The 14,468-nt window shown below is 63.8% G+C and carries 12 protein-coding genes; 9 read left to right on the top strand and 3 right to left on the bottom strand.

The window, feature by feature from the left end; genetic code table 11:
• The first annotated feature begins 87 nt into the window (after positions 1-87).
• The 4 genes from GXY33_18420 (at position 88) to GXY33_18435 (ending at position 7,206) form a co-directional block, all read left to right on the top strand.
• Positions 88-564 (top strand): hypothetical protein, encoded by a 477-nt coding sequence (locus GXY33_18420; GenBank protein NLX07115.1) that lies wholly within the window; start codon positions 88-90, stop codon positions 562-564.
• A gap of 48 nt (positions 565-612) precedes the next feature.
• Positions 613-2,031, top strand: coding sequence for a hypothetical protein (locus GXY33_18425; protein ID NLX07116.1), 1,419 nt, complete (start codon positions 613-615; stop codon positions 2,029-2,031).
• Between the two features lie 32 nt (positions 2,032-2,063).
• Complete coding sequence (locus tag GXY33_18430) at positions 2,064-3,977, top strand: hypothetical protein (GenBank protein ID NLX07117.1); 1,914 nt, start codon at positions 2,064-2,066, stop codon at positions 3,975-3,977.
• 187 nt (positions 3,978-4,164) lie between these two features.
• Entirely contained in the window at positions 4,165-7,206 is a 3,042-nt protein-coding gene (locus GXY33_18435) for a hypothetical protein (GenBank protein ID NLX07118.1), read from the top strand.
• A 64-nt stretch (positions 7,207-7,270) separates the two neighbouring features.
• On the opposite strand, the gene GXY33_18440 is transcribed toward GXY33_18435, so the two are convergent.
• Entirely contained in the window at positions 7,271-8,254 is a 984-nt protein-coding gene (locus GXY33_18440; protein NLX07119.1) for a DUF362 domain-containing protein, read from the bottom strand.
• A 161-nt stretch (positions 8,255-8,415) separates the two neighbouring features.
• Here GXY33_18440 and GXY33_18445 point away from each other — a divergent pair, with 161 nt between their 5' ends.
• From GXY33_18445 to xerD, 4 genes are all read left to right on the top strand, one after another.
• Entirely contained in the window at positions 8,416-9,474 is a 1,059-nt protein-coding gene (locus GXY33_18445) for a hypothetical protein (GenBank protein ID NLX07120.1), read from the top strand.
• Positions 9,475-9,628: 154 nt separating this feature from the next.
• Positions 9,629-9,805, top strand: coding sequence for a histone H1 (locus GXY33_18450; protein NLX07121.1), 177 nt, complete (start codon positions 9,629-9,631; stop codon positions 9,803-9,805).
• A 57-nt stretch (positions 9,806-9,862) separates the two neighbouring features.
• Positions 9,863-10,336 (top strand): beta-hydroxyacyl-ACP dehydratase, encoded by a 474-nt coding sequence (locus GXY33_18455; GenBank protein ID NLX07122.1) that lies wholly within the window; start codon positions 9,863-9,865, stop codon positions 10,334-10,336.
• Between the two features lie 255 nt (positions 10,337-10,591).
• A complete protein-coding gene (xerD, locus tag GXY33_18460; GenBank protein NLX07123.1) occupies positions 10,592-11,512 on the top strand; it encodes a site-specific tyrosine recombinase XerD in 921 nt (306 codons plus the stop codon).
• A gap of 191 nt (positions 11,513-11,703) precedes the next feature.
• Here xerD and GXY33_18465 read toward each other — a convergent pair whose 3' ends face one another.
• On the bottom strand, positions 11,704-11,853 hold the full coding sequence (locus GXY33_18465) for a hypothetical protein (protein NLX07124.1): 150 nt from the start codon (positions 11,851-11,853) through the stop codon (positions 11,704-11,706).
• Between the two features lie 517 nt (positions 11,854-12,370).
• Here GXY33_18465 and queC point away from each other — a divergent pair.
• The gene (gene queC / locus GXY33_18470; protein NLX07125.1) at positions 12,371-13,102 is read left to right on the top strand and encodes a 7-cyano-7-deazaguanine synthase QueC; all 732 of its coding nucleotides are present in this window, start codon (positions 12,371-12,373) and stop codon (positions 13,100-13,102) included.
• On the opposite strand, the gene GXY33_18475 is transcribed toward queC, so the two are convergent.
• Positions 13,099-14,468: hypothetical protein (locus GXY33_18475; protein NLX07126.1), on the bottom strand; the 1,370-nt coding region annotated here is incomplete at its 5' end. The two genes, queC and GXY33_18475, sit on opposite strands and share 4 nt — an antisense overlap.

Consider the following 14,468-nt stretch of genomic DNA (forward strand, 5'->3'; position numbering starts at 1 on the left):
CCTTACGGTCCGGGCGGCGGTGCTCCGGAAGGGTATGTTCCGGGTCGGGCGCCGGGCGGCGGTGTTCCGGACCGGGCCGGAGGCGGCATGGCGCGTCAGAGCCGTCCCCAGATGGGGGAGGCGGTGGACGAGGAGTTGCCCAAGGGCTTTCTGGTGACGATTTCGGGGACGACGCCGTACAGCGATCCGGCATCGCGTCAGAAGGCGGCCAGGTTCCTGGCTGAGACGCTGGTGAAGAATCTCCAGAGTTACGGGAAGGACTACGGGCGGGAACACGGCCTGTGGATCGAGCCGGTGGAGATCAAGAACGTCAAGGAAGTGAACCCGGCGGACAAAGGGGTATCGATCGGCGGACAGGATCCGGGACGAGTACGGGATCGACGGACGACGAATCGGGCGACGGAAGAGGCGGAGCGCGGGCCGTTCGATCCGATCACCGGCGAGTCGATGGCGGATGACTGCCAGTTCACGGTGGTCTGTTTCGTTCATTTGGGCGAGCCGAAGGAGGAGTCGGCGGAGCCGGACGGCGCGGCGGGACAGCCGGCGCGTCGGCCGCGTTCGTAAGGAAGCGAGTGGAATGGTGCACCGGCACCGGCGAATGGAGGAGCGAAGATGGAACTCCTGAAGAAATACATCGTGGTGGTGATCAGTGCGGTGGTGTCCGTGGCGGCGCTGGTCGGCGTGGCGGTGGGGATCAGCCGGTTTTCCGGTCTTCAGAAGGAACTGGACCAGGCCAAAGGGCTGGTCACGAATCTCCAGACCATCGAGAAGGGGGTTCCCGTTCCGACGGCGGACGGGGTCGTGCAGCTAATCGCGACGGAGGAACTGGTGACGACGTTCCGTCAGGTGGCGGTGGAAGGGGCGGCCCAGTCGCGTGAGGCGCTGGCCGAGTCGCTGTACGAGAACATCGGCTACGATCCGGAGACGGGGACGATCAAGCGGGCGCTGGTCATGGAGGGGATTTTTCCGGAGCCGATTTCGACGTCCTTGCCCTACGGTTTCCGGTCGGCGTACGAGCAGGCGTTGCTGGACCTGTTGTCGGCGATGGATGCGGGCGGGGTTCCGAGGGAGTCCGAGATTCGGAAGGAGCTGGACAACCTGGAGTTGACGACAGGTTTCCACTCCGACAAGGATTCGGCTTCGGAGCGGCGGACGGAGACGACGGCGGCGGCGACGGATTCGGGCCTTCAGTTGACGGAGCAAGACAAGCAGCTTCTGGCGGTTCAGCGGGCGGCGGAGGTGAGGGCGGGGGCGATCAAGATTTACGCGGACTGGTCGTGCCTGGACGTGGTGAAGGAGGTATTCGCGACGGATCAGGGCACGGCGCCGTGGCTGCGGGACATGTGGTGGGCGCAGATGTCGCTGTGGATTCAGCAGGACATTGTGCGGGCGATCGCGGAGGTGAACGGGTCGGCGAAGGACGTCACGGGGTCGGCGGTGAAGCGTCTGCACGGGATCGAGGTGGCGCACGGGTACTACCTGGGTCCGGTGGGCGGATCGGCGATGGCGGGAACGGGGAACCTGCCGCAGAGTTTCACGGGGATTTCGCCGAACGGGGATTGGGACGTGACGGGCTTCAAGCTGGAGGTGACGGTGGACGTCCGCCGGCTTCCGGAGTTGATCGCGGCGATTTCGCGGCAGGGCCACTACGTGCTGTATTCGTGGGATCTGGAGGCGGTCCAGAAGCCGCAGCAGGATCGGCAGGGGAATCGGTCCGTCGGCCGGACGATCGACGAGTCGCTGCTGTACCGGTATGGGACGGACCCGCTGGTGCGGTTCGTTGGTTGTTGGGAAGCGTACCAGATCAAGGACTTCCATCACTGGGGGATCGTGGGGTACGGCGTGGATGCGCAGAAGAATCCGACGGTGAAGCTTTACGACGGGAAGGTGGTGGCGGTTCCCGCGGAGGGGGGGCGTGAGGACGTGGCGGGTCTGACGGGTCTGATGCCCAAGGAGATTCGCGAGGCGCTGTCGCTGGAGGAACAGCCGTCGAGTTCGGGCCAGTCGCCGCGTCGCGGGCGTGGCCGATAGGAGAGACGGACGACTCAGTTCGGAGAGGACATATGCCTGCCAAGAAACCGAATGTGATCGAGCAGCATTTCGAGAAGGGCGTGCTGGCGCTGGCGGCGGTGGTGCTGCTGTACATGGGTGCGGCGTACCTGGTTGGATCGCCGGTCAAGACGATGATCGGGACCGAGACGGTCGGTCCGGGGGAGGCGTACGCCCGGATCGCCGAGATGGCTCAGCGGGTAGACGAGAAGGCCCGGCGTCAGGCCGTGCCGGAGAATATCGTGGTCGAGAACACGACGGGCCAGTCGGGTCAGACGAAGAGCCAGGCGGGCCAATCGTTGCCCACGACGCTTCCGGCTGTGGTTCAGCGGGTCAAGGAGAGCGAAGGGATCGAACTGGGCGATCCGAACACGCCGTATCGGCGTCACGACCTTGTGAAGGTGGTGACGCCGGTGCGTCTGGCGGTGCATCAGGGTCGCAGCACGATCGAGGTGGATCCGCGGGATTCGCTGGCCCAGTTTGTCCAGGCTTCGGAAGGTCGGGCGGACATGAGCTGGGTTACGGTGGTGGGTGAGGTGAACCTGGAGGAGCAGAAGAAGCTGATGGCGGATCTGCCGGATACTCCGGGCAAGGAGCCGCACATCATACGGGTCGATCTTCAGCGGGCTCTGGTGGACGAGCAGGGGCATCTGGGGGAGTGGGAAGACGTGGCTCCGCTGGACCCCGCGGCATTGCTGGCGCCGCCGGACAAGCCTTTGAAGCTTGAGACATTCCAGGAGCTCAAGAACTTGCGGGCGGAATTGCTTCGGGCGCCGTCGCAGTGGCAGGTGGAAGCGGCAAACCCGTACTTTCCCCGCGTGATGGCGGGGGCGCCGTGGAACATTCCGACGCTGGCGGGCGAGAAGCCGGTGGTGGTGGAACGTCCGGTGGCGCGTCGGGAGCGTCCAGCGGTTCGCCGGGTGACTCAGCCGACGGGTATGGGTCCTGGCGCGGGTCCTGGGGCGGGTCCTGGCATAGGCCCGGATCGAGACCGCTTGGGCGGCGGTGGCGGCGGTGGCGGTGGCGGGGCGTACAACCGCTACGGGGCGCCGGGCGGAGCGAATGAACGCCGGCTTGGCAACGACCGGCCGCGGTATGGCGGCGAAGACATGATGCCGCCGATGGGTATGCCGGCGGGTCCTGGGATGATGGAGCCGGGCATGGAGCGGATGCCGACTCCGGCTGGGCCGGGGACGACGGGTCCGAAGGCGGAGTTGGAGAAGACGGAGACCGGGGTGAAGGTCTGGGCTCACGACCTGTTTGCAACTCCTGGCAGGGCATATCGTTACCGCATGAGGATAGTCATCTACAACTCGCTGGCGGGGTGGCCGCTGTACATGAAGGATCAGTCGAACGTGCTGTTGGCGGGTCTGAGCAGCGAGTGGTCGGAGCCGACCAATCCGGTGATTGTGGAGGAGGACATTTACTTCTTTGTTTCGCGGCCGCACGACGAGAGGAAGGCAGTAAAAGTTGACGTGTATAAGTGGAGTTACGGTTGGTTATGCAACCAGAGTTTCACGGTTGAGCCGGGCGAGATGATCGGCGGGCCGCAGAAGTCCAAGTATTATGTTCGGGACGGCGAGAGCACGCTGCAGGAGATGCAGGAGGTGATTGATTTTTCGACGGGCGCGGTGCTGGTGGACGTGACGGAGAAGGCGGAGGTGACGGTTCGGGATCCCAGCGGGCGTGGGGGGGAGTTTGAGATTCGCGCGGTGTCGGATGCGACGGTGATGGTGGTTCGGGACTTGGACGGGAAGCTGATCGAGCAGGATACCGAGAGCATTCGGTCGGACCCTGGTTATAAGTATTGCAGAGATAAGATGGCTGACCAGCGTATGGAGATGCGTAGGAAGAACGTGGTTCGGTGGCAGGACGCGCGTCAGACGGGTGCGGGCGAAGCGGCGGTTCCGGCCCGCGGGCGAGGGTAGTGGAGGCGTGGGAGAAAGGGCCTTCGGCTGTGGGTAGGAATCTCAGTAAGTCCTTATCTCCTTTTGATTTTTGGCTTGAATGCGGTATTGGGTTTGGGTACACTGCTGCCTACAAGACGCCTGGCAGACAGTCCCGCCAAGTGAGACCTTCGTAGACGGTCCACGTGAGGCATTAGAGAGCGAATACGTGGAGGATACGACATTGCGGCCCTCGAGCGTGTTTCTGGTTGCGGCGATCGCCGCGGCAATGTGTTTTGGATCGGTCGGGCACGGTCAGGAGACTCAGGAGGGCGCGGATCCGTCGGCGCTTCTTGAGCAGGGGATCGAGTTATTCCAGAATTACGAGTTTGGGGAGGCGGTGCGGGTACTCCGCGCGGCCAAGGCCCGCGATGACGAATTGAACGAGTTGAGCGACGATCAGAAGCAGCAGCTCACGAGGTATCTGGATGAGGCGGCCAAGGCCAAGACGCCGAATCTGGAGGGGCTTGAGAGTTTGGAACTGGCAGAGCGTCTGATGGCATCGCCGACGGTGGGCGAGACGGAGTTGGAGCAGGCGGTGTCGTTCTACCGCAAGGCGTTGGAGGTGGAGCCGTATCTACCTCCGGCGGCGGTTCAGCGGGCGCGTGAGGGTCTGGCGAAGGCGACAAAGGAACTGGCGGCCCTGGAGCCTGAGACGGAGGAGGTCCAGGAGCAGCCGGTAGCGGCGCCGACGACGCAGCCGCAGGGATCGGCTGAGGGTGAGGAGGCGCCGGAGCCGGCGGAGCTTCAGGAGGTTCCGAGCGAGTCGGTTCGGTTGGAGCCGGTTGCCCCGCGGCTGGCGCCGCCGGGATCGGAGCCGACTCTGATGGACCGGGTGATCGAGGCGCGGCAGATACAGAAGCAGCAGGCGTTGGCGTCGTTCGCGGCGGCGGATCAGCGGATCCGGGAGGCGGTGGACGCGCGGGAGTTTCTGACGGCCCGAGACATATTGTCTGAGGCGCGGCAGGAGGTTTACCGGAACCGGAACCTGTTTACGCAGTCGGAGTTCGAGCGGTTGTTGCTGAACGTCGACAGCCTGGCGGCGTTGATCGAGGCGGAGCAGCAGGCGTACCAGCAGCGTCAGATCATGCAGCAGATGCAGGAGGCGGAGACGCAGCGGCTGGAGCGAGAGCGGCGGACGCAGGAGGAGAAGTACGAGCGGATTCAGGAGATATACCTGGAGGTGGCCCGTCTTCGCCGGGAGAAGCGGTTTGACGAGGCGATCGAGCGGGCGCGGGAGATTCTGGCGATCGAGCCGACGTACGACCGGGCCAAGTGGGTGATCGAGGATCTTCAGGATCTGTCGATGTACCGGGAGCAGAATCGGATCGACGAGGAGGTCGACGCCGAGGGTCGGGTTTTGTTCAACGAGGGGGATAAGGCGCGGATTCCGTATTCGGACGAGGTGCGATATCCGGAGAACTGGGAGGAGTTGACCCAGAGCCGCCGGGAGCTGATGCGTCGGCTGAACAAGACGCTGGTGGGCGAGGCTCCGGCGCGTCTGACGGAGCGGAAGCTGGAAGGGACGATCGTGGAGGACGTGAGGCCGCTTCGGGGGTCGCTGCGGAATGCCTTCAACTACTTCAAGGGTCAGGGGATCAAGCTGTTCGTGCGGTGGGACGCGTTGGAGATCGAGGGCCTGGTGCCGGACAGCGAGGTGAATTTCGAGTCGCTGGAGGGGCTGGAGGGGGTGAGTCTCAAGTCGGCGTTGGAGTTGCTGCTCAAGACGCTGAGTCCGGAAGTGAACTACGGGATCAACACGGACGGGTTCGTGGTGGTTTCGACGCGGGACGCGTTGCGTGACGAGAACCTGACGCCGCGGATGGGACGGCTTGAGACGCGGGTGTACAACATTTCGGACATCATGGAGTATTCGCCGTCGTTCAGCAGCATTCCGGAGGTTGAGCCGCAGCAGGAGGAGGAGGCGATCAACCTGGAGGACATTGAGGCGACGGAGTTTGAGGACCTGGAGTCGCTGGAGGACATGGTCGACCTGCTGGAGGAGTTGATCATTTCGCTGGTGCGTCCGGATAGCTGGCGGATCGCGGGCGGCGAGGGGACGATTGACGTGTGGCGGAAGCGCTGGCTGATCATTTACCAGACTCCGGAGGTGCACGACGAGATCGACGAGATGCTGGAGGGTCTGCGGGAGACGCAGACGATCCAGATCGCGATGGAGGCGCGGTTTATCACGGTGTCCCGGAACTTTTTGGAGAACATCGGGATCGACCTGGACGTGATTTTCAACCAGTCGCAGGCGGGGTACGATTTTACGGGTGCGGAGAACACGTGGGGGAACATGGTGCAGCAGGGGTTCGGGTCGTCGCTGGTGATGCCGCGGACGTTTTCGCGGTTGGCGGTGCTTCCGGTGTCGCCGGCGGGCGTTCCGGGCCAGTTGCCGGTGGGATTCGTTCAGCCGTACCAGCACCACGGGTTGATTCCGACGGGTAACGGAGGGAGTTTCACGGCGGGCAACATGACGCCGATACCGATGCTGCAGGGTTCGCGGAACCTGGTGATTCCGGAGAACACGGGTTTGCCGGGCAACCTGGCGGGGACGGCGGGTTCGGCGTTCCAGGTGATGGGAGCGTTCCTGGACGACCTGCAGGTGAATTTCCTGCTCGAGGCGACTCAGATGGACCGGTACAGTTCGATCGTGCAGGCGCCGCGGGTCATCATGCAGAACGGTTCGCTGGGCTATATTGCGGTGCAGACGGACGTGCCGTACGTGGAAGAGGTGGAGGTGGCGCTGGGCGAGTCGTCGGGCGGCACGGAGCCTCAGGTGGAGACGATGGGTTTCGGTACGGTACTGGCGGTTCGGGCGTCGACGCGGGACTTGCGTTATGTGAACCTGTACATGGTGCCTCAGGTGACGGCTCGGGCTCCGGACGCGGACCTGGTGTACGAGACGACGGTGGTGAGTCAGGGGGCGGTTTCGATTTTGTCGTACCTGTATCCGGGGCGTCGGACGACTCGGGTGGAGACGACGGTGTCGGTTCCGGACGGGGGGACGCTGCTGCTGGGCGGGTTGAAGCAGGCGGGGGAGATCGAGCGTGAGGCGGGCGTTCCGGTGCTCAGCAAGCTTCCGGTGGTCCGGCGGTTTTTCTCGAACAAGTCGATCACGAAGGACAACTTCACGCTGCTGGTGCTGATCAAGCCGAAGATTCTGATCCGCGAGGAGTTGGAGCCGGGATACCTGACCGACATGTAGGATCGCGGAAGGCGTTTTGAAGTTCAGGCCACCCCGTTGGCGCGGGGTGGCTTTTTTTATGAGGTCATTCGAGCCAGAGGGGCTTGAGGTCGATCTGGTCGGGATGGTATTTTCCGAGGCCGGCGCGTGCGGCTTCGACGAGGAGGGGGAGGAAGTCGTCGGATTCCAGGAGGGGTTGGAGGCCGGCGTTGGCGCGGAGACGTTCGATGATTTCGAAGGCGACGGCGTCGGTGGCGACGGCGTCCCGGCTGAAGAGGAGGGCCTCCTGGGGCGAGACGGCGTCGTCGTGTTCGAGGACGTCGGTTCGGATGGGGACCTTGACGGCGTTGACGAGGTGGAGGCGGATTTTGTCGCGGATGATGGGGAGGCGGTAGATGTCGACGATATAGGGGGAGCAGGCGTTTCGGTAGAAGCGTGCGGGATGTCGGAGGAAGCCGTAGGTGGCGTTTCGGAGGCAGACGCTGATGCCGGAGATGGCGTCGGCGCGGAGGAGTGGGACGTTGACGAGGGCGGTGACGTCGTCGAGGGCGGCGGTGAACTGGTCTTTGCCGGAGCCGAAGTCGATCTGGTCGGTCCATCCGAAGTTTGGTTTTCGGGGTTTGGGCAGGAGCGGATCGGCGGGCGTGGCGCCGAGGAAGAGGAGTTGGTGGGGTTGGAAGCCGTTCTGGAGGAAGATTCGGAAGATCTCTTCGCTGAAGACGCGGTTGGTGGCCAGGAGGTATTCGAGGGTGTTGTCGAATTTGAAGCCGATGACGTCGTTGGGTTGGAAGAAGGCCTGGAGGGCCTTGGGCAGGACGGGGCACTGGGCCAGTTCGCAGAATCCGGCGATCAGGGCCTCTCGGAGTCGCCATCGGCTGATGCCGTGGCCCTTGATGAGCTGCTGGGACTTTCGGTAGCGGATGATGTGGACGGGAGACTTGCGGGCGGTCATGGTGGCGGGGAGGGAGGACGGAGCGGAGGCGGTCTGAGCGAGGAGGCTTCGCCAAGGGTTTGCGGCGGCGAAGGCGGCTGCGGCGGCGACGTGTTTTAGAAAGTCCCTTCGATTCACGGCGTTGGTCCGGCGGCGGCGCACCATCTGGGCGCGGCCGGAGGTATAGAATCTTATCGGCCGGGCGCGGCGTTGCGGTTCAGCCGATCCGGAGGGACGAGGCGGCCGGCTTGCAATCCGGCGGCGTCGGCGATATTTTCTAGGGTAAGGGCGGATAGCAGATGTCAGCGACGATCGGGTCTTCCATTTTGGCGATCTTCCTGTTTCTGATGGCGACGGGTGCGCCTTCGACGCAGCCGGCGGGTCGGGAGTTGGCGGTGCCGGTGCGGCTTGGAGGTTCGGGGGGGCCGGTATTGGTGGGAGAGGGGGGTGACGGGGCGGTGTTGGTTGGGGAGGGCAGCGGTCGGCGGGTCGCGCGGGCATTGGCTTTGATGGGCGTGCTTCCGCGGCCGGAAGGGGGAGTGGGCGAGGATCGGGAAGGCGGGCTGTGCATTGAGCTGAGGCGTCCGGATCTGTCGGAGAGCGTGCCGCTGGAAGAGGCGGTCTGGTTTGCGACCTCGGGCGGCCGTGTGAAGGCGGAGGGGTGGCGGTTCGCGGCGGGAGCGGGCGGAGGCGACGAGGGCGGGCCGGCGGTGATTTCGGCTGATGCGGACGTGCCGGGGACGATTGAGCCGGTTTTTGAGGGGGTTTCGCTGGCGGAGGTGGGCGGGGTATTTGTGCAGGAGGGGATCGGGTGGCTGACGGAGGAGGCGGCGTTGGTTCTGACGATCCGTCCGACCGTCGATGGGCGTTTGGTCGTGCTGTTGGATCGGTTCGGCCGGACATGGATCGATGAGCGGGAGGTCGGCCGCAAGGCGTTGCTCGATGCGGTGCGGAGCGGGCTTTGGGAAGGCGACAGGCGGGTTCTGGTGTTGTACGACCCGTATGCGTTGGAGAGCGATCTGGAGGAACTGAGCGAGTCGATCCTGGGAGGCGGGATCGACCAGGAGCGGCTGACGGTGTGGCGGGCGGACGGCGGGTTGGGGCTGGAGGTTCTGGCGGTTCCTGAGCATCGTGAGGATCTGCAGCGGGCGGCGATATCGAGGCGTTTCGCTGACGGGACGGCGCCTTGGCAGCCGATTGTCGAGCAGCAGCGGGCGTTGGCGGATCGGTTGCGTGGGTTTTTGACGGATTCGCTGGCCGGTTTGGAGCAGCTTGGGCGGCGTTTCGAGGGGTGTCAGGGGGGTTCGCAGCGTCCGACGACACGGCCGGCGGATGTGCCGGAGGGGCTGGATGAGTGAGATGCTGGGGCGGCGAAAGCGACGATCATGAGGAAGTGGGGGCGGAAAAAGGTTTACTATTCGGCTGAAAACGGGGAAAATGAGGCGGTCCAGCGTATAGGGCTGGGCGCACTTCGTTTTGGTGAACCAGGGTCCGTAGCACGGAGCGAATGACATGGAAGAATACGAACGGCTGAAGCAGTTGGTGATGAGCGTGGAAGACGATATTGCGAAGGCGGAAGGCGGGAACAAGGCGGCTGGAACCCGCGTTCGCAAGCAGATGCAGGACATCAAGGCGGCGGCGCAGGAGATACGGACGCGGATTTTGGAGACGCGTTCGGAAGGCGAGTAGGTCCATTTTTGAGTTCGGCGCAGGGGGAGCGGCGCGAACGGCGGAGACGGTGAGTTTATGCCCCCAGAACCTATCGTGGACTTGTCCAGGATTGATCCGGACAAGGTGTTGGTCGGGAAAGAAGAGATTCGTCAGGTCAATCCCCAGCGTTACGAGATGGAGCAGTTGGACGGGATTCTGTACGAGGACCGCGAGCACTCGGTGTTCGTCGGGTACAAGGACGTACGGGAGGATGAATTCTGGGTTCGTGGCCACATTCCCGGTCGGCCGCTGCTTCCGGGGGTGTTGATGATCGAGGCGGCGGCGCAGTTGGCGTCGTACTACGGGCACCGGACGTTGAAGGACTGCCCGTTCGTTGGTTTTGGCGGGGTGGACGAGACGAAGTTCCGCGGGACGGTGGTTCCGCCGTCGCGGTTGATATTGATGGCCAAGGGGGTGGAGGCCCGGCCGCGTCGGGTGCGGTGTTATGTTCAGGGTTTCGTGGACGGGCGGATGGTTTTTGAGACGTTGATTACCGGTATGCCGGTCTGAGTTGGCGGATCGGGCGTGCGTCTCAAGCGGGCTTGTCGGCTGTGCCGATAGACAGGTAGTGTTTGACAGGACCGATGAGCCTGGATCGGGAACCGCCGATGAGCCTGGTTTCGAGGGTGCCGGGGCGTGTGTGCCCCTGCATCGACATAGCGGACCGCCGGTGTGCCCGGCACCTGAGTCTGAGGCGGCTTGAGGATGCCTTTGCGTTGTGCATGGGCGATCATCGGCAATGCCCGGTCTATCAGCAGATGGCAGATGAGCGAATCCGAATCGAGGGACGTCAGGGCGTTGGCGCGGCTGGTTGAGCAGTTCCTGCGCCACCTGTCGGTGGAGCGGGCGCTGTCGCCGTTGACGCTGGAGGCGTATCGTCGGGACCTGGGGCGTTTGACGGGGTACCTTTCGGGGCATGGGGTGGACCGGCCGGAGGAGATGACGGCGGCGGTGCTGCAGTCGTTTTTGGGCGATCTGACCAAGCAGGGCTACGCGCCGGCGTCGCGTGCGCGGACGTCGGCGGCGATTCGGACGTTTCTGAAGTTTCTTTTCGTGTCGCGACTGATCACGGTGGATCCGGTGACGCTGCTGGATTCGCCGAAGCCGGCGCACCGGCTGCCGCGGGTGCTTTCGCACGAGCAGATGGACCGGCTACTCTCGTCGGTGGATCCGGAAAGCCGGACTTATCTGCGCGACCGGGCGATCGTGGAGTTGTTTTACGCGTGCGGACTGCGGGCTTCGGAGCTGTGCGGTCTGCGGGTCAGCGACGTCGATTTGAACGTGCGGGTGCTTCGGTGTTTCGGGAAGGGGAGCCGGGAGCGGATCGTGCCGATCGGGGAGCCGGCGTGCCGGGCTTTGGAGGCGTATTTGACGCGGCAGCGGCCGGAGATGGTGGACGATCCGCGGGTGAGCGGGATATTCGTGAGTTTGCGGGGCAAGCCGCTGGACCGGGTGATGGTCTGGCGGATCATCAAGCGGGCGGCGGCGGCGGCGGGATTGGGGGATCGGGTTTCGCCGCACACGTTGCGGCACAGTTTCGCTTCGCACGTTCTGGAAGGGGGAGCGGATCTGCGGATCGTGCAGGAGTTGCTGGGGCACGTGGACGTATCGACGACGCAGATTTACACACACATCGACCGCAAGCGTCTGAAGAACATTCACCGGCGGTTTCATCCGCGGGGTTAATCGCGGGCTGACCGGATCGGCATACGGCTCGCGGCGCATCATCTGCAGGGGGAGTCGCATGGGGAGAGTCGATCGGTAAAAAGAAAAAATGGAAGGTTCCGCCGTGGCCGAGAACCTTCCATTCTTTCGGACCTTGAAATTCATCAAGGCGACACGCCATTGGTGTCCTTCGGCGTGTCTTCTGCAGATGCTTACTTCCTGGCTGTCTTCTTCTTCTTCGTGGCTTTCTTCTTCGTGGCCTTCTTCTTGGTTGCTTTCTTCTTGGTGGTCTTCTTCGCGGCCTTCTTGGTCGCTTTCTTCTTCGTGGCTTTCTTCTTCGTGGCTTTCTTGGCTTTGGCCATAACATTACCTCCACAAAAGACACGGAAACCAAATTACCAAAGAGCATCAAGTACTCTTACTGAACTTTGTGGCCTAAAGTTACAGAATTGTCAAGAGAAAAAATGTCAAAATACGTTTGTCGGCATTCCGCTTTGGTCGGTTCCGACGGCGGTCGGAGCAGTCGGGAACCATTGCCGCTGGTTGAATATTCGGCAAATTGTTCGATGAGTCTTTACCACAGTCTGCCGTTGCCGATGATGCGAAGATGTTCGGCGAGAACATCAGAAGCGGTCGAGGCATGCATACATTGCGGGGGAGCGTTTCTATAGACAGGTTCGAGAGAGGCTATGGTGATGTTATAAAGAGGTTTTGTTTTTCGGGTTGGCCGGAGCATCGCCGCATCCGGCGCCGGGCGGACGGCGGTCTGAGGGGTTGAAGATTTTTTTCATTTCGAACGTCGGGACGTGTCGATGTGGCCAAACCGCCGGGCGCATGATAGACTCACAGTGACGTGAACGGACATGGAGAGGTCGCCGGATGGGCATAAAAAAAACGGAAGGAAAATGCGATGCGCGGCCGTCGGCGGTGGTGTTGCTGAGCGGCGGATTGGACTCGGCGGTCACGCTGGCGGTGGCGGTTCGGGAGGGTTTTGCATGTGAGGCGTTGACGTTCGTATACGGTCAACGTCACGGCCGCGAGGTCGAGTCGGCGCGTCGCGTGGCGCGTCAGGTGGGAGCGCGACATCACCGGGTGGTGTCGCTCGATCCGTCGCTGTTCGCCGGATCGGCGCTGACGGGCGGGCCGGCGGTGCCGCTGGACCGACCGGAGGAACGGATGGCCAGCGAGATTCCGTGCACTTACGTACCGGCGCGGAACACGGTTTTTCTGGCGTTGGCGCTGGCGTACGCCGAGGCGCGCGGGGCGTTTGACATTTTCATCGGGGCGAACGCGGTGGACTACAGCGGCTATCCGGATTGCCGGCCGGCGTTCATCGAGGCGTTCGAGCGTTTGGCCAATCTGGGCACCCGAAGCGGCGTGACGGGCGAAGGGCGTTTTCGCGTGCGGGCCCCGCTGATGGCCAAGAGCAAGGCGCAGATCGTCCGGATGGCGGTGGAACTGGGGGTGGATGCGTCGATCACGTGGAGCTGCTACAACCCGGACGATCGGGGCCGTCCGTGCGGGCGGTGCGATTCATGCCGCATTCGCCTTCGCGCGTTCGCAGAGGCGGGATTGACGGACCCGCTGTGCGGCGACGAGGGCGAGGTTTAGCGTCGCCGCTGGACGGCGGGACGTTTCTTGATGGTTTCGAGTCGTTCGACCAGGCGTGAAACGTCGGCGTCGGCGGCGAACTGGCGGCCGAGGGCGATGATCCGGTCGAGGTAGGCGGCCTTGGCGCTGCCGGGGGCGACCTGGGTGGCCAGGCCGCTGAGGATGTGCTTGACCGGATCGGTCATATCGAGGCCCGGCGCGCCGGCCTCGAGTATTTTTTCGAGGATCTGCAGGCCGGTATCGGTGACGGCGGCGTCGCCCTTGACGGTTCCCTTGGCGATCAGGCCGAGGGTTTCCTCATTGGGTGTGGCGGCGAGGTAGACCAGGATCATTCTGGCCGGTTCGACCATTTCGTCGCTGCGGCTGCTGCGGATGAGGGTTTTTTCCATCAGTCGCAAGCCTTCATCGGGATCCTTGCGGTGGACGGCGATGGCGATATGTCCGAGCAGGTCGGTCCGCGATCGCGCCAGTTGAAGCAGGGCGTTGTGGGCCTCGGGCAGGTCCATGGCGGCGAGGGCGTCGATGATCATCGGTCCGATGGCGGTGTAGGCGTAGGTGGTCTGCGGTGCGGACCGTCGGGCGGCGGCGCCGGTGGCGCGGGCATTGCGGAGGTCGCGGACGTTGTCGTTGCGCTGCGTGGAGGTGAAGTCGAGGATGTCACTGTAGAGTTCGACGAGTTCCATGCTGCCGCTCGGGTTCAGGCCGCGAATGATCTGGACGGCGTGACCGACGGCATCTTCCGGAATGGGCTGGCTCTTGAGGGCGCAGTCGCGGATCAGGGTGTGTATCCGGTCGATGGCTTCGGCGTCGGTCTGGCAGGCGGCCAGGATGATCACGAGACGTGCTCCGAGTTCGGAGTTTGGGCCGGCCTGCTCGGCCAGAGGCTTGTAGGCCTGGGCCACCGGGGCAATCAGTTGCGGGTTGGAGAGGCGGGTTCCCGCACCGGCCATTTGCGCCTCCCAGAGGTTTTTGACCACGATGGCGGCGGCGTCGAGCAATCGCAGCCGCCAGAGCGATCCGGCTGCGTTCTCCTGACCGGCGGCCTTGCCGAGAGCCACCAGCAGCGAGAGGCCGCCGTGGTTCTGGAGGTACTCGACGGCGGCGGTTCGGAGGTACTGGGAGGACTGTTCTCGCGGCCATCCGGCGAGGAATTCGACGAGCTTGTCTTCCGCGGCCTGTCCGGCTCCGAGTCGGCCGGCCTGGAGCATGGCGTGGTAGCGGTAGTAGGGGCGGTCGTGCATCTGGGGGAGGTAGAATTGGGCGTCCTTGAGGTCGGCGATGAGGCGCATGGCGGCTTCGGCTGCCTCCTGCGGGGCCTGGGCCAGGCGGTTGAGGCTCTTGGCTTCGAAGGCGAGGGTCGGCGTCG

Source organism: Phycisphaerae bacterium (genome assembly GCA_012729815.1).
Lineage (GTDB): Bacteria > Planctomycetota > Phycisphaerae > JAAYCJ01 > JAAYCJ01 > JAAYCJ01.

Bases quoted from the DNA above. Each gene is read 5' to 3' on its own strand.
- GXY33_18420 (NLX07115.1), top strand. From the start codon at position 88: ATGGCGCGTCAGAGCCGTCCCCAGATGGGGGAGGCGGTGGACGAGGAG.
- GXY33_18425 (NLX07116.1), top strand. From the start codon at position 613: ATGGAACTCCTGAAGAAATACATCGTGGTGGTGATCAGTGCGGTGGTG.
- GXY33_18430 (NLX07117.1), top strand. From the start codon at position 2,064: ATGCCTGCCAAGAAACCGAATGTGATCGAGCAGCATTTCGAGAAGGGC.
- GXY33_18445 (NLX07120.1), top strand. From the start codon at position 8,416: ATGTCAGCGACGATCGGGTCTTCCATTTTGGCGATCTTCCTGTTTCTG.
- GXY33_18450 (NLX07121.1), top strand. From the start codon at position 9,629: ATGGAAGAATACGAACGGCTGAAGCAGTTGGTGATGAGCGTGGAAGAC.
- GXY33_18455 (NLX07122.1), top strand. From the start codon at position 9,863: ATGCCCCCAGAACCTATCGTGGACTTGTCCAGGATTGATCCGGACAAG.
- xerD (NLX07123.1), top strand. From the start codon at position 10,592: ATGAGCGAATCCGAATCGAGGGACGTCAGGGCGTTGGCGCGGCTGGTT.
- GXY33_18465 (NLX07124.1), bottom strand. From the start codon at position 11,853: ATGGCCAAAGCCAAGAAAGCCACGAAGAAGAAAGCCACGAAGAAGAAA.
- queC (NLX07125.1), top strand. From the start codon at position 12,371: ATGGGCATAAAAAAAACGGAAGGAAAATGCGATGCGCGGCCGTCGGCG.